General features: G+C 64.5%; 18 protein-coding genes. 12 read left to right on the top strand and 6 right to left on the bottom strand.

The window, feature by feature from the left end:
* Positions 1-64 precede the first annotated feature (64 nt).
* Positions 65-871, bottom strand: a complete 807-nt coding sequence (locus tag SO139_RS31030; protein ID WP_449384023.1) for a uracil-DNA glycosylase — start codon at positions 869-871, stop codon at positions 65-67.
* Positions 872-1,006: 135 nt separating this feature from the next.
* Here SO139_RS31030 and SO139_RS31025 point away from each other — a divergent pair, with 135 nt between their 5' ends.
* The 3 genes from SO139_RS31025 to SO139_RS31015 all read left to right on the top strand — a co-directional run bounded on the left by SO139_RS31025 (position 1,007) and on the right by SO139_RS31015 (position 5,657).
* A complete protein-coding gene (locus SO139_RS31025) occupies positions 1,007-2,668 on the top strand; it encodes an electron transfer flavoprotein-ubiquinone oxidoreductase (protein ID WP_498541110.1) in 1,662 nt (553 codons plus the stop codon).
* A gap of 279 nt (positions 2,669-2,947) precedes the next feature.
* Complete coding sequence (locus tag SO139_RS31020) at positions 2,948-4,744, top strand: tetratricopeptide repeat protein (RefSeq protein ID WP_449384025.1); 1,797 nt, start codon at positions 2,948-2,950, stop codon at positions 4,742-4,744.
* Between the two features lie 28 nt (positions 4,745-4,772).
* A complete protein-coding gene (locus SO139_RS31015; protein ID WP_449384026.1) occupies positions 4,773-5,657 on the top strand; it encodes a 4-(cytidine 5'-diphospho)-2-C-methyl-D-erythritol kinase in 885 nt (294 codons plus the stop codon).
* A 145-nt stretch (positions 5,658-5,802) separates the two neighbouring features.
* Here the strand turns inward: SO139_RS31015 and SO139_RS31010 are convergent, their stop codons facing one another.
* The 3 genes from SO139_RS31010 to SO139_RS31000 form a co-directional block, all read right to left on the bottom strand.
* On the bottom strand, positions 5,803-6,681 hold the full coding sequence (locus tag SO139_RS31010) for an alpha/beta fold hydrolase (RefSeq protein ID WP_498541109.1): 879 nt from the start codon (positions 6,679-6,681) through the stop codon (positions 5,803-5,805).
* A 19-nt stretch (positions 6,682-6,700) separates the two neighbouring features.
* On the bottom strand, positions 6,701-7,333 hold the full coding sequence (locus SO139_RS31005) for a LysE family translocator (RefSeq protein ID WP_449384028.1): 633 nt from the start codon (positions 7,331-7,333) through the stop codon (positions 6,701-6,703).
* Positions 7,334-7,448: 115 nt separating this feature from the next.
* Entirely contained in the window at positions 7,449-8,456 is a 1,008-nt protein-coding gene (locus tag SO139_RS31000; RefSeq protein ID WP_498541108.1) for a polyprenyl synthetase family protein, read from the bottom strand.
* Between the two features lie 129 nt (positions 8,457-8,585).
* On the opposite strand from SO139_RS31000, the gene SO139_RS30995 reads away from it, so the two are divergent.
* From SO139_RS30995 to glyS, 6 genes are all read left to right on the top strand, one after another.
* On the top strand, positions 8,586-8,813 hold the full coding sequence (locus tag SO139_RS30995) for a putative signal transducing protein (protein WP_449384030.1): 228 nt from the start codon (positions 8,586-8,588) through the stop codon (positions 8,811-8,813).
* Positions 8,806-9,582 (top strand): tRNA1(Val) (adenine(37)-N6)-methyltransferase, encoded by a 777-nt coding sequence (locus tag SO139_RS30990; RefSeq protein ID WP_498541107.1) that lies wholly within the window; start codon positions 8,806-8,808, stop codon positions 9,580-9,582. The genes SO139_RS30995 and SO139_RS30990 overlap by 8 nt, the downstream gene beginning before the upstream one ends.
* A 214-nt stretch (positions 9,583-9,796) precedes the next feature.
* Entirely contained in the window at positions 9,797-10,705 is a 909-nt protein-coding gene (locus SO139_RS30985; protein ID WP_449384032.1) for a S49 family peptidase, read from the top strand.
* Between the two features lie 104 nt (positions 10,706-10,809).
* The gene (locus SO139_RS30980) at positions 10,810-11,001 is read left to right on the top strand and encodes a hypothetical protein (RefSeq protein WP_027524294.1); all 192 of its coding nucleotides are present in this window, start codon (positions 10,810-10,812) and stop codon (positions 10,999-11,001) included.
* Between the two features lie 219 nt (positions 11,002-11,220).
* Complete coding sequence (locus SO139_RS30975) at positions 11,221-12,159, top strand: glycine--tRNA ligase subunit alpha (protein ID WP_498541106.1); 939 nt, start codon at positions 11,221-11,223, stop codon at positions 12,157-12,159.
* Positions 12,159-14,258 (top strand): glycine--tRNA ligase subunit beta, encoded by a 2,100-nt coding sequence (gene glyS, locus SO139_RS30970; RefSeq protein WP_498541105.1) that lies wholly within the window; start codon positions 12,159-12,161, stop codon positions 14,256-14,258. Before SO139_RS30975 ends, glyS begins: the two co-directional genes overlap by 1 nt.
* Before the next feature lie 251 nt (positions 14,259-14,509).
* Here glyS and SO139_RS30965 read toward each other — a convergent pair whose 3' ends face one another.
* Positions 14,510-14,863, bottom strand: coding sequence for a DUF1236 domain-containing protein (locus SO139_RS30965; protein WP_474802247.1), 354 nt, complete (start codon positions 14,861-14,863; stop codon positions 14,510-14,512).
* A gap of 245 nt (positions 14,864-15,108) precedes the next feature.
* On the opposite strand from SO139_RS30965, the gene SO139_RS30960 reads away from it, so the two are divergent.
* The 3 genes from SO139_RS30960 to SO139_RS30950 all read left to right on the top strand — a co-directional run bounded on the left by SO139_RS30960 (position 15,109) and on the right by SO139_RS30950 (position 20,383).
* Positions 15,109-15,264 carry a DUF3096 domain-containing protein gene (locus SO139_RS30960; RefSeq protein ID WP_449384629.1) on the top strand — a complete coding sequence of 52 codons (156 nt, stop codon included), beginning with the start codon at positions 15,109-15,111 and terminating at the stop codon, positions 15,262-15,264.
* A gap of 176 nt (positions 15,265-15,440) precedes the next feature.
* Entirely contained in the window at positions 15,441-18,332 is a 2,892-nt protein-coding gene (gene ppdK, locus SO139_RS30955) for a pyruvate, phosphate dikinase (RefSeq protein WP_498541104.1), read from the top strand.
* Between the two features lie 605 nt (positions 18,333-18,937).
* A complete protein-coding gene (locus SO139_RS30950; protein ID WP_449383958.1) occupies positions 18,938-20,383 on the top strand; it encodes a cell wall hydrolase in 1,446 nt (481 codons plus the stop codon).
* 4 nt (positions 20,384-20,387) lie between these two features.
* Here SO139_RS30950 and nadC read toward each other — a convergent pair whose 3' ends face one another.
* A complete protein-coding gene (nadC, locus tag SO139_RS30945) occupies positions 20,388-21,263 on the bottom strand; it encodes a carboxylating nicotinate-nucleotide diphosphorylase (protein ID WP_498541103.1) in 876 nt (291 codons plus the stop codon).
* Position 21,264: the final 1 nt, after the last annotated feature.

Genomic DNA, 21,264 nt, shown 5'->3' with positions numbered 1-21,264 from the left:
TTTTGTTCATGTGCGGAGAGATGGTGGGCACGGCGCAAGAGCGCCTTTGTCCACCCTACAAGAGCTATCCCGCCAGCACCTTCGCGATCGCGCGCAGATCCTGCCAGGCCAGCCGCTTGTAGGACGGAGAGCGCAGCAGATAGGCCGGATGGAATGTCGGCAGCGCGCGGATGACGCGCGCGCCTGTGTCGTAGTCGAACCAGCGGCCGCGCGTGCGCATGATGCCCTCACGCGTTGAAAGCAGCGTCTGCGTCGAGGGATTGCCGAGCGTCACCAGCACGTCGGGATTCACGAGCTCGATCTGGCGCTGGATGAAGGGCAGGCAGGTCTGCGTCTCCTGCGGCGTCGGCGTGCGGTTGCCCGGCGGCCGCCACGGGATGACGTTGGCGATATAGGCCTTGCTGCGATCGAGTCCGATCGCGCCGATCATACGGTCGAGCAGCTTTCCCGAGCGCCCGACGAAGGGCAGTCCTTCGATGTCCTCATCACGACCCGGCGCCTCGCCGACGAACATGATGCGCGCTTCCGGGTTGCCGTCGGCGAACACCAGCCGCGTCGCAGTGTTCTTCAAAGCGCAGCCGTCGAAATTCTGCATCAGCTCGCGCAGTGCCTCCAGCGTTGGTGCGGTCCGCGCCGCCTCGCGCGCTGAGGCGATCGCAACGTCAGGTGCGGGCGCGGCCTCGCCGCGCGTCACCGCAGGCGCTGCAACGGGGCGTGGCGCCTCGACCGGCTGAACCGCGCGCGCGACCGGGGGCGGCGCTTCCGGTTCGGCGAGCCGATCGATCGGTTCCTCGGCAAGCGCGCAGTCGACGCCCGCCTCCAGATAGAAGGCCAGCAGTTCGCGGACGGTGGGGGCGGGTTCGCTGATCATGGCAACTTATGACATTTAGGTCAGTTTAGGGGGCCTTGCATCCCAGCGAAACGCATTTCCGAGGTTGTCCTGCCCGGAAAAATCGGAAACAAGGGGGCGCAAACGACCAGGGACCGTCTCAAGGGCTGAGATCAGATGAGCACCGAAGAACTTCCTCCGCGCGAATCCATGGAATTCGACGTCGTCATCGTCGGCGCCGGTCCCTCGGGTCTTTCGGCCGCGATCCGGCTGAAGCAGCTCAACGCCGACCTCAACATCGTCGTGGTGGAGAAGGGCTCGGAAGTCGGCGCGCATATTCTCTCGGGTGCGGTGATCGATCCCGCCGGCCTCGACAAGCTTATTCCCGACTGGCGGAATGATCCCGACTGCTCGCTGAAGACAGAGGTCAAGGACGACCGCTTCTACTGGATGACGGCGGGCGGCGCGATCAAGCTGCCGAACTTCCTGATGCCGCCGCTGATGAACAATCATCATTGCTATATTGGCTCACTCGGCAATGTCTGTCGCTGGCTGGCGCGGAAAGCCGAAGCGCTCGGCGTCGAAATCTATCCGGGCTTTGCAGCCGCCGAAGTGCTCTACGACGAGAACAGTACGGTGAAGGGTATCGCCACCGGAGACATGGGCATCGGCAGGGACGGCAAGCCGAAGGATTCCTTTACCCGCGGCATGGAATTGCTCGGCAAGTACACGCTGTTCGCCGAGGGCGCCCGCGGCTCTCTCTCCAAGCAGCTCATTGCCAAGTTCGCGCTGGACGCGAGCAGCGAGCCGGGGAAATTCGGCATCGGCCTGAAGGAAGTCTGGCAGATCGATCCGGCCAAGCACCAGAAGGGGATGATCCAGCATTCCTTCGGCTGGCCGCTCGACATGAAGACCGGCGGCGGCTCGTTCCTCTACCATTACGACGACAATCTCGTGGCCGTCGGCTTCGTCGTGCATCTCAACTACGACGATCCGTATCTGTCGCCGTTCGACGAGTTCCAGCGCTTCAAGACCCATCCCTCGATCCGCGGCACGTTCGAAGGCGGCAAGCGGCTCGCCTATGGCGCGCGCGCCATCACGGAGGGCGGCTACCAATCGGTGCCGAAGCTCAGCTTCCCTGGCGGCGCGCTGATCGGCTGTGCGGCAGGTTTCGTCAACGTGCCGCGCATCAAGGGCGTCCACAACGCGATGGGCTCGGGCATGCTCGCCGCCGAGCATGTCGCCGCCGCGCTCGCGGCCGGCCGTGCCAATGACGAACTCGCCGAATATGAGAACGCGTGGCGCTCATCCTCGGTCGGCAAGGACCTGTTCCTGGTGCGCAACGTCAAGCCGCTATGGTCGAAGTTCGGCACCGTGCTCGGTGTCGCGCTCGGCGGCTTCGACATGTGGTGCAACACACTGTTCGGTGTCTCGCTGTTCGGCACGCAGTCACACGCCAAGCCCGACCGCGCCACGCTCGATCCTGCGAAAAGCCATGCACCGAAAAACTATCCGAAGCCGGACGGCAAGATCTCCTTCGACAAGCTGTCGTCGGTGTTCCTGTCCAACACCAACCATGAAGAGGACCAGCCGGTTCACCTGAAGGTTGCGGACATGGACCTCCAGAAGACCTCGGAGCACGACGTCTTTGCCGGCCCCTCGAACCGTTACTGCCCGGCCGGCGTCTATGAATGGGTGGAGGAGGGCGCGGCTCCGCGCTTCCAGATCAACGCCCAGAATTGCGTTCACTGCAAAACCTGCGACGTGAAGGATCCGAACGGCAACATCACCTGGGTTCCGCCGGAGGGCGGCGGTGGGCCAAACTACGAGGCCATGTAGGATTCGGGCAAACTGCCGCACGATTGCGTGAGGGCAGTGACCGGAGACACGGTCCGTGGCCACGATAAGGCCATAGTAAAAGCGTCTTGGGCAGGATCTTGGGGCGGACAGGACCGGTAGGGGCGAGCGCCGAATCGGCTTCCGAAAACCCCGCCGAATCCTTGCGATTGGACGCCAAAAGCGGCATTGTTCCCCGCCACGACGGTTCCGGGTCCCGATGCCACCGGTCGCGTTTGCAAGCGAGACGACCCCGACTTTCCAAACTTAAGGCGAGCCCTGATGTTTTCAAATCGTTTCAACCGCTGGACTGCTGCTGCCATCGCCCTTGCCGGTTCTGCGATCGTGGCGGTCCCTGGCGCGGTCTTGGCGCAGACGCCGGATCATCCGGCCGACACGGCGGTGCAGTTTCCGACCCGGAATGATTTGAAGTCGCTCACCGGCGCGGGCAGCTATCTCGCCGCGCGCCACGCCAGCGTCGAACGCGACGCCTCGTCCGCGGCCGCCTTCTACCGCTCGGCGCTGCGTACCGATCCCAAGAACAACGAGCTGCTCGACCGCGCCTTCATCTCCTCCGTCGCGGATGGCGACATCGACGAAGCCGTCAAGCTCGCCGAGCGCATCCTGACGATCGACAAGTCGAACCGCGTCGCGCGCCTCGTGGTCGGCGTGCACGATCTGAAGCTGAAGAAATATGCGACCGCGCAGAGCAACATCAACCAGTCGATCCGCGGGCCGATCACCGATCTGGTCGCGACGCTGTTGTCCGGCTGGGCTGCTTATGGCGCGGGCGACTCGAAGGCTGCCGTCGCCAGCATCGACAAGCTGACGGGCCCGGAATGGTATCCGCTGTTCAAGGACCTCCATGCTGGCCTGATCCTCGAGCTCGCCGGCAAGGAGAAGGACGCCGGAACCCGCTTCGAGCGCGCCTACAAGCTCGACGATTCCATGCTGCGCATCACCGAAGCCTATGCGCGCTGGCTGTCGCGCAACAAGGATGCGGCCGCCGCGACCACCGTCTACGAGGCCTTCGACAAGAAGCTCGCCCGTCATCCGCTGATCCAGGAAGGCCTGCGCGAGACCCGCGCCGGCAAGAAGATGCCTCCGCTGATCGATTCCGCGCAAGGCGGTGCGGCCGAAGCGCTTTACGGCATCGGCGCCACGCTGACCCGCCGCGGCGGCGAGGATCTTGCGCTGGTCTATCTCCAGCTTGCGCTCTATCTCCAGCCGAGCCATCCGCTCGCGCTGCTGTCGCTCGCCGATCTCTATGAATCGGTGAAGCGGCCGCAGATGGCGATCAAGGTCTATGAGCGCGTGCCGGCGAACTCGCCGTTGAAGCGCAACGCGCAGATCCAGCTCGCGGTCGATCTCGACTCCGCCGACAAGACCGACGAGGCGATCAAGATCCTCAAATCCGTGGTCCTGGAAGATCCGAAGGATCTCGAAGCCATCATGGCGCTCGGCAATATCGAGCGCGGCCGCAAGAAGTTCGGTGATTGCGGCGCGACCTATTCGCAAGGCGTCGAGGTGCTGCCGGCCGGCGCCGACAAATCCAACAGCGTCTGGTACTACTACCGCGGCATCTGCGAGGAGCGCTCAAAGCAGTGGGGCAAGGCGGAAGCCGACATGAAGAAGGCGCTCGAGCTCCAGCCCGACCAGCCGCATGTCCTCAACTATCTCGGCTATTCCTGGATCGATCAGGGCGTCAATCTCGATGACGGCATGAAGATGATCAAGCGCGCCGTCGAGCAGCGGCCTGACGACGGCTACATCGTCGACTCGCTCGGCTGGGCCTATTACCGCATCGGCAATTACGAGGAGGCGGTGAAGAACCTCGAGCGTGCGATCGACCTGAAGCCCGAGGATCCCACCATCAACGACCATCTCGGCGACGCCTACTGGCGCATCGGCCGCACGCTGGAAGCCAAATTCCAGTGGTCGCATGCGCGGGATCTGAAGCCCGAGCCGGACGACCTGCCGAAGATCGAGGCCAAGATTGCCAATGGTCTGACCGACGACAATTCGAATTCTTCGGCCGCGCAGGCCGAGAAGAAGAAGGACGACGGCAAGGGCGGTTGATCCAAAAAGGGGCAGGGGTTGGTCGCCGATGTCGGCGTTGATTGAAGAAGGACGGGCGAAGGTCAATTTGAGCCTTCGCGTCGTCGGTCGTCGCACCGACGGCTATCATGATCTCGAAAGCGTGGTCGCATTCGCCGATTGCGCCGATCGTCTCACGCTCGAGCCCGGAAGTGAGCTGAAGCTCACCACCACGGGCCCGTTGGCTGCAGCCTGTGGCGACACCGCCGACAATCTCGTGCTCAAGGCGTCAAGGCTTCTCGCCGAAGCCGTGCCGAACCTGAAGCTCGGTGCCTTCGCGCTCGACAAGGTGCTGCCCGTTGCAGCCGGTATCGGTGGCGGCTCTGCGGATGCTGCGGCCGCCTTGCGGCTGCTTGCGCGCCTCAACAATCTGTCGCTCGATGATCCCCGCTTGCAGGAGGTCGCGCTTGCGACCGGCGCCGACGTGCCGGTGTGCCTGCTCTCGCGCGCCTGCGACATGACCGGCGTCGGCGAGCAACTCCTGCCGCTGATGCTGCCGAGCATGCCCAGTGTGATGGTGAATCCCCGCGTGCCGGTGGCGACCAAGGACGTGTTCCAGGCGCTGGGCCTGCGCAACGGCGAGCTTCTGGTCGGCGCCACCGACGTCCTTGAAGCGCCGGCCTGGCCGGAGGGGGGTGCCTCGACCACAGACTGGGTCGACGTCCTCTCGACCGTTGCCAACGATCTCGAAGCCCCCGCAATGCGCATCGAGCCCGTGATCGGCGAGGTGCTGGACGCCTTGCGCGCCTGTGCTGGTGTCAAGCTCGCCCGCATGTCGGGTTCGGGCGCGACCTGCTTTGCGATCTTCGGCGACGCGGCACACGCTCACGCCGCAGCCGAAACGATTCGCCGTGATCACTCCGGCTGGTGGGTGCATGCGGGGACGTTGAGCTAGCTGCTTGCAATGACGTGGATGTAGCCGGGTGCCGAGCACTCGACTACCGTGGGGAAGGCGCGACAGCGCCGTGCCCACCATGCATCGACGTCGCGTAGTAGAAGTGGTGGGCACGCTTCGCTTTGCCCACCCTACAGCAGATGAGCTAGCCTGCGCCTTCCTCTGTCACGCCTAAAAACCGCTTGATCGCACCTAACACCTCTCGCGGCCGGTCGTGATGCAGCCAGTGTCCGGCGCCGCTGATCGTCTCGATGCGCGCTTTCTGGAAATAATTCTCGAGGCCTGCCGCCTTGGAGCCGGCGAGGAAGCTTTCGTCGGCATTGAGGAGCAGCGTTGGACAGGCGATGCGAGCCCACAGCGCGACGTGATCATCTGGCCATAGCCGCTGCGGCGCAGTCACGCGCTGGTAGGGATCGAACTTCCAGCGATAGGTGCCATCGTCGTTTTGGCGCACCCCGTGCGTTGCGAGGTGCAGCGCCAGCTCGCGCGACAGGCGTTTGTTGTAGGTTCTCATCTGCGCCGCAGCGTCCTCGATCGTGCGATAGGAGCGGGGGGCGCGGTCGTGCAATTTGTCGAGCTGACCGACCCATTTGGTGATGCGTTCGGGCGTGGGGGCCCTTTGCGCATCCGGCAAGACCGTCACGCCGTCGAGAACCACCAGCGCGGATACCTGCTCCGGAAACGATCCCGAATAGATCAGGCTCACCATCCCGCCCATCGAATGGCCGATGAGGATCACCTGTTGCGCGGCGATGGCGCGGACGAGCTGGGCCAGATCGTACACATACTCGGTCAGCGCGTAGCTGCCGCCTTTGGTCCAGTCGGAATCGCCGTGCCCGCGAAGGTCGGGCGCGAGCACGTGAAAATGCGGCTGCAACGCGCGGGCGATGACGTCCCAGCTGCGGCAATGGTCGCGCCCGCCATGGACCAGGATGACGACTGGCGCGCCTTCGTTGCCCCAGTCGGCATAATGCAGCCGCAGGCCGTGAGACTCGTAGAAGCGACTTTTTGGGGCGAGCACCATGCCACGGCCCTGCGGTGCGCTAGCTCTGCACGGGCCGCCTCGCCAGCGCGAGCGAGAGGCCGAGACCTGCGATGAAGATGCCGGAGCCCTGGGTGAGGCGCTGCATGAGACGCGGCCGACCGATCAATTGCGCGCGGGTGAGGGAGGCCATCAGCACGACAACGACATCGGCGAGCGTATTTAGCGTCACCGAGATCGCGCCGAGCAGGATGAACTGCAGCGTGGGGCTGGCGGCGGACGGATCGAGAAACTGCGGTATGAAGGCCAGGAAGAACGCCGCAGTCTTCGGATTCAGAGCCTCTACCAGCACGCCGTCGCGGAAGGCGCGCTTGTCGCCGACGGGCTCACGCTCCAGCGATTGAAGCTGGCCCGCGCTGCGAACCGTCCGGATGCCGAGCCAGACGAGGTACATCGCGCCGCCGAACTTCACGGCGGCGAAGAGCTCGGCGCTCGCAAGGATGATGGCGGAGATGCCGAGGCTGCCCGCAACCACGTGGACCATGCCGCCGAGCGCCGTGCCGGCAGTCGAGACAAATCCGCTCGCACGCCCTTCCGACAAGCTCCGTGCCGCGACGTAGAAGATGCCGGGACCGGGAACGAGTGCAATGACGAGGGCGGCAGCGAGGAACAGCCAGAAATTCGTGTCGATCATTTGCGCGGAGACCGGTAGAGCATGATCCGGAAAAGTGTGGAGCGGTTTTCCGAAAAGATCATGCTCGAACAATGACCTAAAGCGCGATGACGATTCATCCCAATTTCATCGCGCTTTAGTGAGACCGTGCGAGGCAGAACGCCACGACCTGCTCCAGCGCGCTCTTCATCGGCGAGGACGGGAACAGCGCCAGCGCATCCACAGCCATGGCGCCGTAATGCTGGGCGCGGCTCAGCGTGTCCTCGAGCGCACGGTGCTTGTTCATCAGCCCGATGGCGTGATCGAGATCGGTGTCCCCAATCTCACCGCGCTCCAGCGCCCTTATCCAGAAGGCGCGCTCGGTGTCATTGCCGCGGCGGAAGGCGAGCACCACCGGCAGTGTGATCTTGCCTTCGCGGAAATCGTCGCCGGTATTCTTGCCGAGCTTGGCGCTCTTGCCGCCATAGTCGAGCACGTCATCCACGAGCTGGAAGGCGATGCCGAGATTCATGCCGACCGAGCGGCAAGCGGTCTGCTCGGCCTTCGGGCGGTTGGCGAGCACCGGCCCAACCTCGCAGGCGGCCGCGAACAATTCTGCGGTCTTGGCGCGGATCACGGCGAGATATTCGTCCTCGGTGGTCGCGGTGTTCTTGGCGGCCGCGAGCTGCATCACCTCGCCCTCGGCGATCGTCGCGGCTGCTGCCGAGAGGATGTCGAGCGCCCGCAACGAGCCGACCTCAACCATCATGCGGAAGGCTTGTCCGAGCAGGAAGTCGCCGACCAGCACGCTGGCCTCGTTGCCCCAGAGCATGCGTGCCGACAGCTTGCCACGGCGCATCTCGCTCTCGTCGACGACGTCGTCGTGCAGCAGGGTTGCGGTATGCATGAACTCGACGGAAGCGGCGAGCTTGATATGGCCGTCGCCCGCGTAGCCGGCGAGGTTGGCCATGGCGAGGGTGAGCATCGGCCGCAGGCGCTTACCGCCGGAGGAAATCAGGTGGTTGGCGACCTCCGGGATCATCGTCACCTCGGAGCCGGTCCGCGACAGGATGGTCGCATTGACCCGTTCCATGTCGGGGGCGACGAGGGCAACCAGCTCTTCGATCGACGCGCCGGGAGTTTCGAAAGGTACGATTACGGCCACGCCGGTCTCCAATATTTGCCCGGGAAGGGCTATTCTGATCCAAAGACAATAGAAACTGCGGACGGACGCGGCAAGTGCCGCGGAACCATTGACATTTCCGCCCACCCCGCGTCAGGCAGGAGGCTCGTTTTGCGCGAACTGGTTCGGACCAACGACATGGTGCTGGTGTCGGCGATAGGCGCGTTGCTTGACGGCGCCAATATCCACCATCTGGTGCTGGACCAGAACATGAGCATCATCGAGGGCTCGCTCGGCATCCTGCCGCGGCGGATCCTGGTCCATGAGGACGACGCCAGCGCGGCGCGGCAGCTCCTCACCGAGGCCGGCCTGAGCCACGAATTGCGCGGCGATGACTGAGCTCGCCCCGAACGTCGATGATGTCACCGAGGACGCGTTCCTGGACGGGCAATTGCGGCTGATGCAGAAGCGGTCCGGTCACCGCGCCGGTCACGATGCGATCCTGCTGGCCGCGGCGACCGCGGCCAAGGCCGGCAACCGCGTCGTCGATTTCGGCGCCGGCATCGGTGCGGCGGGGCTGGCGCTGGCGCGGCGCGTCCCCGGGGTCAGCCTGATGCTGGTCGAGATCGATCCGGAGCTTGGCAGCCTCGCGCGCGCCAACGCGGCCGCGAATGCGATTGAAGCCGAGGCGATCGTCCTCGACGTCACGGCCGGTTCGGAGAGCTTCGCGGCAAACGGCCTTTGGCCTGACAGCGTTGACGTCGTCCTGATGAATCCGCCCTTCAACGATGCCGTGCGCCATCGCGGCTCTCCGGACCAGGCGCGTCACGTTGCCCATGTGGCGACCACGGAGACGCTGCATGCCTGGGTGCATGCAGCGCGGCGCATTCTCAAATCAGGTGGCGCGCTGACCTTGATCTGGCGCGCAGATGGGATAGCAGACGTACTGACAGCGCTGTCACGCGGCTTCGGAAGCCTCTCGGTGTTGCCGGTTCATGGCGACGCGGAGAAGCCTGCGATCCGTGTGCTGGTCCGCGCCATCAAAGGCAGCAGGGCGCCGACGCGCATCCTGCCGGGCCTGATGCTCAACGAAGAGTCAGGCGTGCCTAAAAAAGAGTTACGGGACGTACTTTCGGGGAGGGCGGTGCTGCCGCTGGCGGCGGCTTGAAAATCTACTGGGGAAGCGAGTTCGACTGCTGGTCCTGCGCTGTGGTGAAGCGAATCGCCGTGAACAGCGCACCCATCAGCATCATCAGCAGATAAATCTTCATGTCGTTCTCCGCTGCCTCATTGCAGCCTCCTTACGGAGACTTTGCAAAACACGTTCCAGGCACTTCCAATGACAGTCGCGTGATAAGAAATGGTAAAGACGAGGTAACGGCATGGCCGAACAATTGAACGATCCCAACACGTCCGGCCTGATCGACAAGTTCGTGGAGTATCTTCCGGCGCGCTTTCGCCCTGGCGCTGCGGTCGTGCCGGTGGTGCGGCTCTCCGGGGTGATCGGCGCGGTAACGCCGCTGCGGCCGGGCATGACGCTCGCAGGCATCGCGCGGGTGCTGGAGCGCGCCTTCTCATTCCGCAACGCCAAGGCGGTGGCGCTCGTCATCAACTCGCCGGGCGGTTCGCCGGTGCAGTCGCGCCAGATCTATCTGCGCATCAAGCAGCTTGCGGCCGAGAAGAAGCTTAAGGTCTTGGTGTTCGTCGAGGACGTCGCGGCGTCCGGCGGCTACATGATCGCCTGCGCGGGCGACGAGATCTTCTGCGATCCCTCCTCGATCCTCGGCTCCATTGGCGTGGTCGGCGGCAGCTTCGGCTTCCAGGAGGCGATCAAGCGGCTCGGCATCGAGCGGCGGCTCTATACCGCCGGCGAGCACAAGGCGATGCTCGATCCATTCCTGCCCGAAAACCCTGATGACGTGGCGCGGCTGAAGAAGCTTCAGCGCGAGATCCACGCGATCTTCATTACGCTCGTGAAGGAGAGCCGGGGCGCGCGCCTGAAGGGCGGCGAGGACACCCTGTTCACCGGCGAATATTGGGCGGGCGACACTGCGATCTCGCTGGGCCTTGCCGACGGGATCGGCGACCTCCGCTCAACTCTTCGTGCCCGCTATGGCGAGAAGGTTCTCACCCCCGTGATCGCCCAGCCGACCGGGCTGCTGTCCGGTCTGTTTGGCCGCAAATCACCCGGCGCAGGCCAGCTTTCGGCCCTGGAAGGGATGGCTGGGCTGCCGGAGGAGCTGATTTCGGCGCTGGAAACGCGGGCGATTTGGGCAAAATTCGGGTTCTAGCAGGAGCCGGCCCGCGCCATTTGGTCCGAACCAAGCCAATTGCGGCGCGGGCTCGTCTGCGCGAGAATGCGCGTGGGGGCTGAGCATTGAACAAGGATCGACCGATGCCGCCGTTCGTTGCATTCGCGGGCGTCCTGGGCGGGCTAGCCGTGGTCCGCTGGGCCTACAAGACCGCAGTCCGGATCAACCAGGAACTGGAGGAGATGCGCCTGTCGCGCGTCGCTGAAGCCGCGCGCATGGGGGAAATCCAGACGCTGAAGCGCGACCCGGTCACCGGGGCGTATCGCCCGGGGTAGCTGCGCTGCCGTAGGGTGGGCAAAGCGAAGCCGTGCCCACCACTTCTGATGCGGTTAACGAAAGATGGTGGGCACGGCGCAAGAGCGCCTTAGCCCACCCTACTGCATCGTCGCGGGATGATGGGCTGTTTGCCCCAATCCGCCCTTTGCCTTGATTCCCACCGCCGCCGTCGATACGGTCCCGCGCGATTCAACCCCCCGCGAAAGCCTGACCTGACGATGGACGCTTCCTTGCCCGCCCATATGCGCCCGGACCGCTCGTTCCAGGGCCTGATCCTGGCGCTGCAACGCTATTGGGCGGATTACGGCTGCGTGATCCTCCAGCCCTACGACATGGAGGTCGGCGCCGGCACCTTCCACCCTGCGACCACCCTGCGCGCGCTCGGCCCGAAACCGTGGAATGCCGCCTATGTGCAGCCCTCGCGCCGGCCGAAGGACGGCCGCTACGGTGAGAACCCGAACCGGCTCCAGCACTATTACCAGTTCCAGGTGATCCTCAAGCCGTCGCCGCCGGACCTTCAGGAGCTGTACCTGAAGTCGCTCGCCGCGATCGGCATCGATTCCACCGTGCACGACATCCGCTTCGTCGAGGACGACTGGGAGAGCCCGACGCTGGGCGCGTGGGGGCTGGGGTGGGAATGCTGGTGCGACGGCATGGAAGTGTCGCAGTTCACCTACTTCCAGCAGGTTGCCGGCGTCGAATGCGCGCCGGTCGCGGGCGAACTCACCTACGGGCTCGAGCGGCTTGCCTGCTACCTGCAGGGCGTCGACCGCATCATGGACCTCAACTTCAACGGCCGCGAAGGCGACCAGAAGGTCACCTATAAGGACGTCTTCTTTCAAGCTGAGCAGGAATATTCGCGGCACAATTTCGAATATGCCGACACCGCGATGCTGTTCGAGCAGTTCAAGATGGCCGAGGACGCCTGCAAGAAATATCTCGCGGCCGGCTGGCGCGAAGCCAGCAACCGCAGGGAGCACCTGATGGCGCTGCCGGCCTATGACCAGTGCATCAAGGCGAGCCACGTCTTCAATCTGCTCGATGCACGCGGCGTCATCTCGGTCACGGAGCGGCAGAGTTACATTTTCCGGGTGCGCGAGCTTGCAAAGGCCTGCGGCGAGGCCTGGGTGCACACCGAAGCGGGCGGAGTGGCCTGATGCCCGATTTGCTGCTGGAGCTGTTTTCCGAGGAAATCCCTGCGCGCATGCAGGCCAAGGCGGCCGACGACCTGCGCCGCATGGTCACCGACAAGCTCGTGGCCGAAGGCCTCGTCTACGAAGGCGCCAAGGCGTTTGCGACCCCGCGCCGCCTCGCGCTCACCGTGCACGGCATCCCCACGCGCCAGCCTGATCTGAAGGAAGAGCGCCGTGGTCCGCGCGTCGGCGGACCTGAGCCCGCGATCCAGGGATTCTTGAAAGCCACGGGCCTTGCCTCGCTGAGCGAGGCGAAGATCCAGAGCGACAAGAAGGGCGACTTCTACATCGCGCTGATCGAGAAGCCGGGCCGCGCGGCGATCGATGTGATCGCCGAGATCCTCCCCGTCATCATCCGCACCTTCCCCTGGCCGAAGTCGATGCGCTGGGGCGCGCGCTCGGCCAAGTCGGGTTCGCTGAGCTGGGTGCGTCCGCTGCACGCGATCACCGCGACCTTCGGCCTCGAGACCGAAGAGCCTGACGTGGTGAAGTTCTCCGTCGACGGCATCGAGACGGGCCAGACTACCTATGGTCATCGCTTCCTGGCGCCAGCCGCGATCAACGTGCGCCGCTTCGAGGACTACGAGGCGAAACTGCTCGACGCCAAGGTCGTGCTCGATCCGGAGCGCCGCAAGGACTCGATCCTGACCGACGCCAAGCAGCTTGCCTTTGCGCAGGGCTTTGAGCTGGTCGAAGATCAAAACCTGCTCGACGAGGTCGCGGGCCTCATTGAATGGCCGGTCGTGCTGATGGGATCGTTCGATCAGGAATTCCTGTCGATCCCGGCTGAAGTGATCCGCGCCACCATCCGCAACAACCAGAAGTGTTTCGTTGTGAGCGATCCCAAAACGGGCAAGCTCGCGAGCAAGTTCATCCTGGTTGCGAATATCGAAGCGGCCGACGGCGGCAAGGCGATCGTCTCCGGCAACGAGCGTGTGATCCGCGCGCGGTTGAGCGATGCGAAGTTCTTCTACGACACCGACTTGAAGACGAAGCTCGAGGACCGGCTGCCGAAGTTCGAGCACATCGTGTTCCATGAGAAGCTCGGCACGCAGGCAGAGCGCATCAAGCGCATCGAGCGCCTGGCGGCCGAGATTGCGCCGCTGGTTGGTGCGGATGTTGCGAAAGCAAAGCGCGCCGCGCATCTGGCCAAGGCGGATTTGCTGACGGAAGTCGTCGGCGAATTCCCGGAAGTTCAGGGCCTGATGGGCAGGTACTACGCGCTCGCGCAGGGTGAGGACGCGTCCGTCGCGGCCGCGTGTGAGGAGCACTACAAGCCGCAAGGGCCGGCGGATCGGGTTCCGACAGATCTGGTCAGCGTGGCAGTCGCGCTGGCGGACAAGATCGATACGCTGGTTGGCTTCTGGGCGATCGACGAGAAGCCAACGGGATCGAAAGATCCGTATGCGTTGCGTCGTGCGGCGCTGGGTGTGATCAGGCTGATTGCCGAGAACACGCTGCGCCTGTCGCTCCTGAAGGTGGCGGCGTCGGCGCTTGCCGGTTTGTCGATGAAGCCCGCGGATGCGCAGAAGATCCCGAACGATCTCCTCGCTTTCTTCGCCGACCGTCTCAAGGTCCAGCTCCGTGAGCAGGGCGCGCGTCATGATCTCGTCGACGCCGTGTTCGCGCTCGGCGGCCAGCACGACCTCCTGATGATCGTTCGCCGCGTCGAGGCGCTCGGCAAGTTCCTTGACAGTGACGACGGCAAGAACCTGCTCGCCGGTACGAAGCGCGCCGGCAATATCCTGTCGATCGAGGAGAAGAAGGATAAGCGCACGTTCGACGGCGCGCCTGATGCGGCGCTCTACAGCCTGCCTGAAGAGAAAGCGCTGGCTAAGGCGATCGGCGAGGTGAAGGCGGAGGCAAGCGCTGCCGTCGCCAAGGAAGATTTCGCCGGCGCGATGAGCGCAATGGCAAAGCTCCGTCCGCCGGTCGATGCCTTCTTCGACAAGGTCCGCGTCAACGACGAGGACCCGAAGGTGCGCGAGAACCGGTTGAAGCTGCTGAACGAAATTCGTAGCGCCACGCGCGCGGTGGCGGACTTCTCGAAGATCCAAGATTGATCGAAGATCCAAGATTGACGATCTCGTGCCCCGGCTGCTGCGCAGCGCGCCGCCCTTTGCGGCGTGGTGCGCTGCTGATCCGGGGCCCATGCCGTGTGCACTCGGCTTCTGGGTCCCGGGTCTGCGCTTCGCTTGCCCGGGACACGAGAGCGCGCGTAAGAAAAAGCCCCGCCCGGCGGGGGGATGGACCGGGCGGGGCCTGATGTCCGAAAACTCTATTCGCGCCAAATCGAGTGAGACGCGCCGGACACCTAGTCGAGTACCTCGACGATTCGCCGCGAGCGCGGTTCGATCAGCACGGTCTCGCCGTTCACGACGGTGTAGCGATAGGTCGTCGGACCGAAGCGCTGCGGCACGTCATAGTAGGTGATGCCGGTTTCCGGCAGCACGGTGCCGACCACGACGCGGTCGGGCACGCTGAAGGCCGGCACGCGCTGCTCCACGACGTAATCGCGAAACGCCGGACGTTGTTCGACGGCGATGCCAGGGCTGCGTTCGGTCACGACGGGCGCGCGGCCGATCGTGACGTCGGCTTGCGCCTGCGCCGCGACGGGCGCGCCGAGCGCGACGCCAAGCGCTGCAAGTGCAAGAATCCTGTTCCGCATGGGCAACTCCTCACGAAGATGATTCGCACGCCAGTGGCGCGACCCGGTTGCCAATGCATGCACCCTGTCCAATGTTCCGAAAGATTGAGTGCCGCATCGGCGGCAATTTCAGGCAGTTTTCGCGAAGGGCGGAACTCATATATGGGCTCGCGCGTCTCTACTCGCGGAACCGGGACCGGTATGATCCGGCCGCGATTCGCATCACCCCAAAGGCTCACTCGCCCAAGCCTCGAGAAAGATATTTCATGCACCTCACCATCGCCCACATCTCGCCGATCATGTCGCTGATCGCGGGCGTGCTCATCCTGATCATGCCGCGGCTCCTCAATCTGATCGTCGCGATCTTTCTGATCCTGAACGGCGCGATCGGGCTTGGCCTTTTGAAGTGGCTGCATCTCTAGGGCATGATCCGGACCCGTAGGGCCGCGTTAGCGCAAAGTGCGCAGCGGTTTTCCGAGCAGATCATGCCAAAGCCATAGTGCCGTTCATTTTCCGGAACTGTTCGACTTGCGCGAGCCCGCCCAAAGTGGTGTAAGGCCCGCGATTTCCCATCCCTCTCGCAGGTTGTGTGCAAGCCATGGCCAAAGCCGCCTCGAAGCCTAAAAAAATACCAGCGAAATCAAAGCCCTCTGCAAAGGCGAAAGCCGTGCCGGCGGCTCGCAAGGCGCTGCCCAAGAGCGCTGTGAAGAGCCCGGTCAAGGCTGCTGCGAAACCCGTCGCCAAGCCGGCGGCCAAGGCAGCGAGCAAGCCCTCGAACAAGCCGGCTGCGAAGCCGGCACCCGCCGTCAAGGCGGGCAAGTGGGTCTACACCTTTGGCGACGGCAAGGCCGAGGGCAAATCCGAAATGCGCGACCTGCTCGGCGGCAAGGGCGCCAACCTCGCCGAGATGGCCAATCTCGGCCTGCCCGTGCCTCCAGGCTTCACCATCCCGACCTCTGTCTGCACCTATTTCTACGCCCACGAGAAGACCTATCCGAAGGAATTGAAAGCGCAGGTCGAGAAGGCGCTCGACTATGTCGGCAAGCTGACCGGCAAGGCGTTCGGCGATGCCAAGAACCCGCTGCTCGTCTCGGTGCGCTCCGGCGCGCGCGCATCGATGCCGGGCATGATGGACACCGTGCTCAATCTCGGCCTCAACGATGAGACCGTGGAAGCGCTGTCCGAACTGTCGGGCGACCGCCGCTTTGCCTATGACAGCTATCGCCGTTTCATCACCATGTATTCCGACGTGGTGCTCGGCTTCGAGCATCACCACTTCGAGGAAATCCTCGACACATTCAAGGACAGCCAGGGCTACGCGCTCGACACCGATCTCACTGCCGAGGACTGGGTCGATCTGGTCGGCAAGTACAAGGATGCGGTGGCGCACGAGACCGGCAAGGAGTTTCCGCAGGATCCGCACGACCAGCTCTGGGGCGCGATCGGCGCCGTATTCTCATCCTGGATGAATGCGCGCGCGGTGACCTACCGCAAGCTGCACGACATCCCGGAATCCTGGGGCACCGCGGTCAACGTGCAGGCCATGGTGTTCGGCAACATGGGCGAGACGTCGGCGACCGGCGTCGCCTTCACCCGCAACCCCTCGACCGGCGAGAGCAGGCTCTATGGCGAGTTCCTGATCAACGCGCAGGGCGAGGACGTGGTGGCGGGCATCCGCACGCCGCAGGACATCACCGAGGACGCGCGGCAAGAATCCGGCTCCGACAAGCCGTCGATGGAAACGGCGATGCCGGAGGCGTTCAAGGAGCTGACGCGCATCTACACGCAGCTCGAAAAGCATTACCGCGACATGCAGGACATGGAGTTCACCGTCGAGCGCGGCAAGCTCTGGATGCTGCAGACCCGCGGCGGAAAACGCACCGCGAAGGCGGCGCTGCGTATCGCGGTCGAGCTCGCCAATGAGGGGCTGATCTCGAAGAAGGAAGCGGTGACGCGCATCGATCCTGCTTCGCTCGATCAGCTCCTGCATCCGACCATCGATCCCAACGCCAAGCGCGACGTGATCGCGACCGGCCTGCCGGCCTCGCCTGGTGCTGCCTCCGGCGAGATCGTGTTCTCCTCGGATGAAGCCGCCAAGCTTCAGGCCGACGGACGCAAGGTCATCCTGGTTCGTATCGAGACCAGCCCCGAAGACATCCACGGCATGCACGCGGCCGAGGGCATCCTCACCACCCGCGGCGGCATGACCTCGCACGCGGCGGTGGTCGCACGCGGCATGGGCAAGCCTTGCGTCTCCGGCTGCGGCACGATCCGTGTCGACTATGGCCGCGGCACCATGAGCATCGGCTCGCGCACCTTCAAGACCGGCGACGTCATCACCATCGACGGTTCGCTCGGCCAGGTGCTTGCGGGCCGTATGCCGATGATCGAGCCGGAACTGTCCGGCGAATTCGGCACGCTGATGAACTGGGCCGATCAGGTCCGCAAGATCGGCGTGCGTGTCAACGCTGACACGCCGGAGGATGCGCGCACCGCGCTCAAGTTCGGCGCGGAAGGCATTGGCCTCTGCCGCACCGAGCACATGTTCTTCGAGGAGACGCGCATCCGCACGGTGCGCGAGATGATCCTCTCCGAGGACGAGCAGTCGCGCCGCGCCGCGCTTGCAAAGCTCCTTCCCATGCAGCGCGCCGACTTCGTCGAGCTGTTTGAGATCATGAAGGGCCTGCCCGTCACGATCCGCTTGCTCGATCCGCCGCTGCACGAGTTCCTGCCGCATACCCACGCCGAGGTCGAGGAAGTGGCACGCGCCATGAACACCGACCCGCGCCGCCTGGCCGACCGTGCGCGCGAGCTCTCCGAGTTCAATCCGATGCTCGGCTTCCGCGGCTGCCGCATCGCGATCGCATATCCCGAGATCGCCGAGATGCAGGCGCGCGCGATCTTCGAGGCTGCGGTCGAGGCGCAGCGGCGCACCGGCAAGGCCGTTGGCCTCGAGGTGATGGTGCCGCTGATCGCGACCAAGGCCGAGCTCGATCTCGTCAAGGCGCGCATCGATGCCACCGCCCAGGCGGTGATGCGCGACACCAACACCAAGCTCGCCTATCAGGTCGGCACTATGATCGAGCTGCCGCGCGCCTGCCTGCTCGCGGCTGAGATCGCGCAGTCGGCCGAGTTCTTCTCCTTCGGCACCAACGACCTGACGCAGACCACCTACGGCATCAGCCGCGACGACGCTGCGAGCTTCCTCGGTCCCTACGTGACCAAGGGAATCCTCTCGATCGATCCCTTCATCGCGCTCGATCAGGAAGGCGTCGGCGAGCTCGTCAAGATCGGCGTCGCGCGCGGCCGCAAGACGCGCGCTTCGCTGAAAGTGGGCATCTGCGGCGAGCACGGCGGCGATCCCGCCTCGGTGGCGTTCTGCCATGCGATCGGCCTCGACTACGTCTCCTGTTCGCCCTATCGCGTGCCGATCGCACGCCTTGCGGCGGCCCAGGCCGCGCTCGGCAAGCAGGTCGCAAGCCAGGCGTGAGCAGGCCCGCGTGAGATACGAGTTGGAGGAGGCGGGGCGATTGCCCCGCCTCTTTTTTGTTTATGTCGGTGTCTCCACGCCGTCATTGCGAGCGCAGCGAAGCAATCCAAACTGTCGCCGCGGAAAAACTCGCGATGGCGTCGTCGCTTTGCTCCTCGCAATGACGAGCTTGGGGTAAGCGCGCTCTACGCACTCTCGATGTCATCGCCCGGCTTGACCGGGCGATCCAGTACTCCGAGACGGTCGTGCTAGAATCGATAAGCCCCGGCGTACCGGATTCCCCGCTTTCGCGGGGAATGACAGCGGCTGTGTGGAGGGACCGTTGCGCAATGACGGAGTTTGGTGATGCGTGTCCCGCAATGACACGCGTCATAAAGAGTTCCTTCACCATATGTGTTGACCAGGCATTTACCTCTTCGCGTGAGGTCGCATTTACCAACGTGTCCGGTCGCCTCGTGAAAACACCTGCGGTTGCTTGAGTGTGGTGCACGAGCAACGTCGATTAACTCCCCGGCAACCTAAATTAGATACCAACAAAAAGGATCGAATTGCACGGACGCACTGCGTTCGATCTTCTCTAGCGTAAGCGTTGCGTGAGCGTATCGATGTTTGTGTTGCGTAACCATCCGAAGGGCGCGCGGTTCGCGTCCTTCGGCATCGGTCTCTGCATCTTCGCATTGGTGCCGAGAGAGACCGGATATCAGGACATTGCTTCGCTGCTGGCGCGCCAACCCGGCGTCGCCGAGCGCTGGCAGAGGCAGGTATTTTCCGCGGCGTCCTCGATCCAGCTCGCCACCTACAGCTTCGCCCGTCCGATCGGAACCTCGGCTCCGCAGAGCGCGAGCTATCGCCTCGCGAGCCTAGACGATCGCGACATCACGGGCGGCATCGCGCGCAATCCGGCGCTCCAGACGCCACCGCGCTATCAGGCCGCCGATTTTCCGCGCGTGGATCGCACGCTCAAGGGCGACCGTCTCGCGACCGTCACGCCCGCGCCGGCAGAGTCCGCCGCGCCATCCGCAACGCCCGCCGCGCAGGATCCCGCGACATCGAACAGCTCGGTCTTTGGCGCCAAGACGGCCGCGTTGCCGCAGGCGATGTCGCCGGAGTCCGCGGCCGCGCTTGATCCCGAACTCGAGGAGGCGCTGCGCGCGCCGCCGCTACCGCAATATTCGACCACGCCATCGGCAAGCGACACGGCGCTGTCGCTTGCAGCCCAGCCGCTCAACGATTTGAAGCGGGCCCCGGCTGCGCCGGCGCGCGATCCCTTCAGCGTCAAGACGTCGAACCTGTTCTTCGGCAGCTCGTCGCTCGGCGGCAGTCTCGAGAGCATGGAGAGCTGGCAGCCCGGCGCCGAGCCGCTGATCGTAATGTCGGACCCCGACATGAAGGTGATGGCCTCGCTGTCGCCGCCGTCCGAGGAGGTCGCAAGGGCGACCGAGAGCGGCGAGAGCGTCGCGCCCAAGGGCGAGGTCAACGCCGACGACCAGCGCGTCAGATCGCCGGCCGAACGGCTCGGCCTCGACGATAAGTCGCGCGCCAAATCAGAGAAGTGCCTGGCTGAAGCCGTGTACTTCGAATCGCGTGGCGAGGCCGTGCGTGGCCAGATGGCGGTTGCGCAGGTGGTGATGAACCGCGTGTTCTCCGGCAAATATCCGGACACCGTGTGCGGCGTGGTCTATCAGAACAAATACCGCCACTTCGCCTGCCAGTTCACTTTCGCCTGCGACAACAATCCCGACGTGATCCGTGAGCCCGACATGTGGGAGCGCGCCAAGAAGATTGCGAAAGCAACGCTCGACGGCCAGATCTGGCTGCCCGAGGTCGGCAAGTCGACGCACTACCACGCCTATTGGGTGCGCCCGTCCTGGGTCGCCGAGATGAAGAAGATGTACAAGTTCGGCGTGCACACCTTCTACCGGCCGCGCGCCTGGGGTGACGGCAGCGAGGAGCCGAGTTGGGGCACCCCGGCACAGACCGCCGCGCTCTCAGCCGAACTCGCGCAGGAAGCCAAGAGCTCGGCCGAGCTCGGCACGACCGAGCGGCGGTAGCCGCTCAAGCCTCGATATCCAGCGCGCAGTCGAAGTTCGGGGCTGAATGCGTGAGCGCGCCGGACGAGACGTAGTCGACGCCCGTCGCTGCGATCGCTGGGATCGACTCCAGTGTGACGCCACCGGATGCTTCCAGAGCGACGCGGCCGGCCGCGAGTTTCACGGCTTCTCGCAGCGTTGCGATATCCATGTTGTCGAGCAGCACGGCGTCGGCAAGGCCAGTGCCCAGCACCTCGTGCAGTTGCGCCAGCGTATCGACCTCGATCTCGATCTTCACGAGATGGCCGGCATGGCTGCGGGCGCGCTCCAGCACGGGGCGGATGCCGCCGGCGACCGCGATATGATTGTCCTTGATCAGGATCGCATCATCCAGGCCAAAGCGATGGTTGAAGCCACCGCCGCAGCGCACTGCGTATTTCTCCAGCGCGCGCAGCCCCGGCGTGGTCTTTCGCGTGCAGCAGATCCGCATCTTGCTGCCTTCGGTTTGGCGGACGTAGTCAGCCGTCAGCGTCGCAATTCCCGAGAGCCGTCCGACGAAATTCAGCGCGGTTCGCTCGGCCGTGAGAATGGCGCGGGCGGGGCCGGTGATCGTCAGCACACGCTGTCCGGCCTTCACATCAGCGCCATCGCGGCCGTGCGCCTGCACATTGATTGCATCGGAGAGCTTTTGCAGCGTCGCCAGGGCCAGCGGCAGGCCGGCGATCACGCCAGCCTGGCGGGCGACCAGGATTGCGTGGGCCGTGTTGGCCTCGGGGATCGTCGCGAGCGAGGTGATGTCGCCGGCGCGGCCAAGATCCTCGTCAAGCGCGTGGTGCACCGCCTCGTCGATCGCGAGCGGTGAGAGAAAAGCGTCGGGATGGAGCAGGGAAGCTGGGGTCATG

It is taken from the genome of Bradyrhizobium sp. UFLA05-89 (assembly GCF_059803475.1).
Note: the sequence above shows the minus strand (reverse complement) of the source record. Positions and strands in the feature narration are given on the sequence as shown.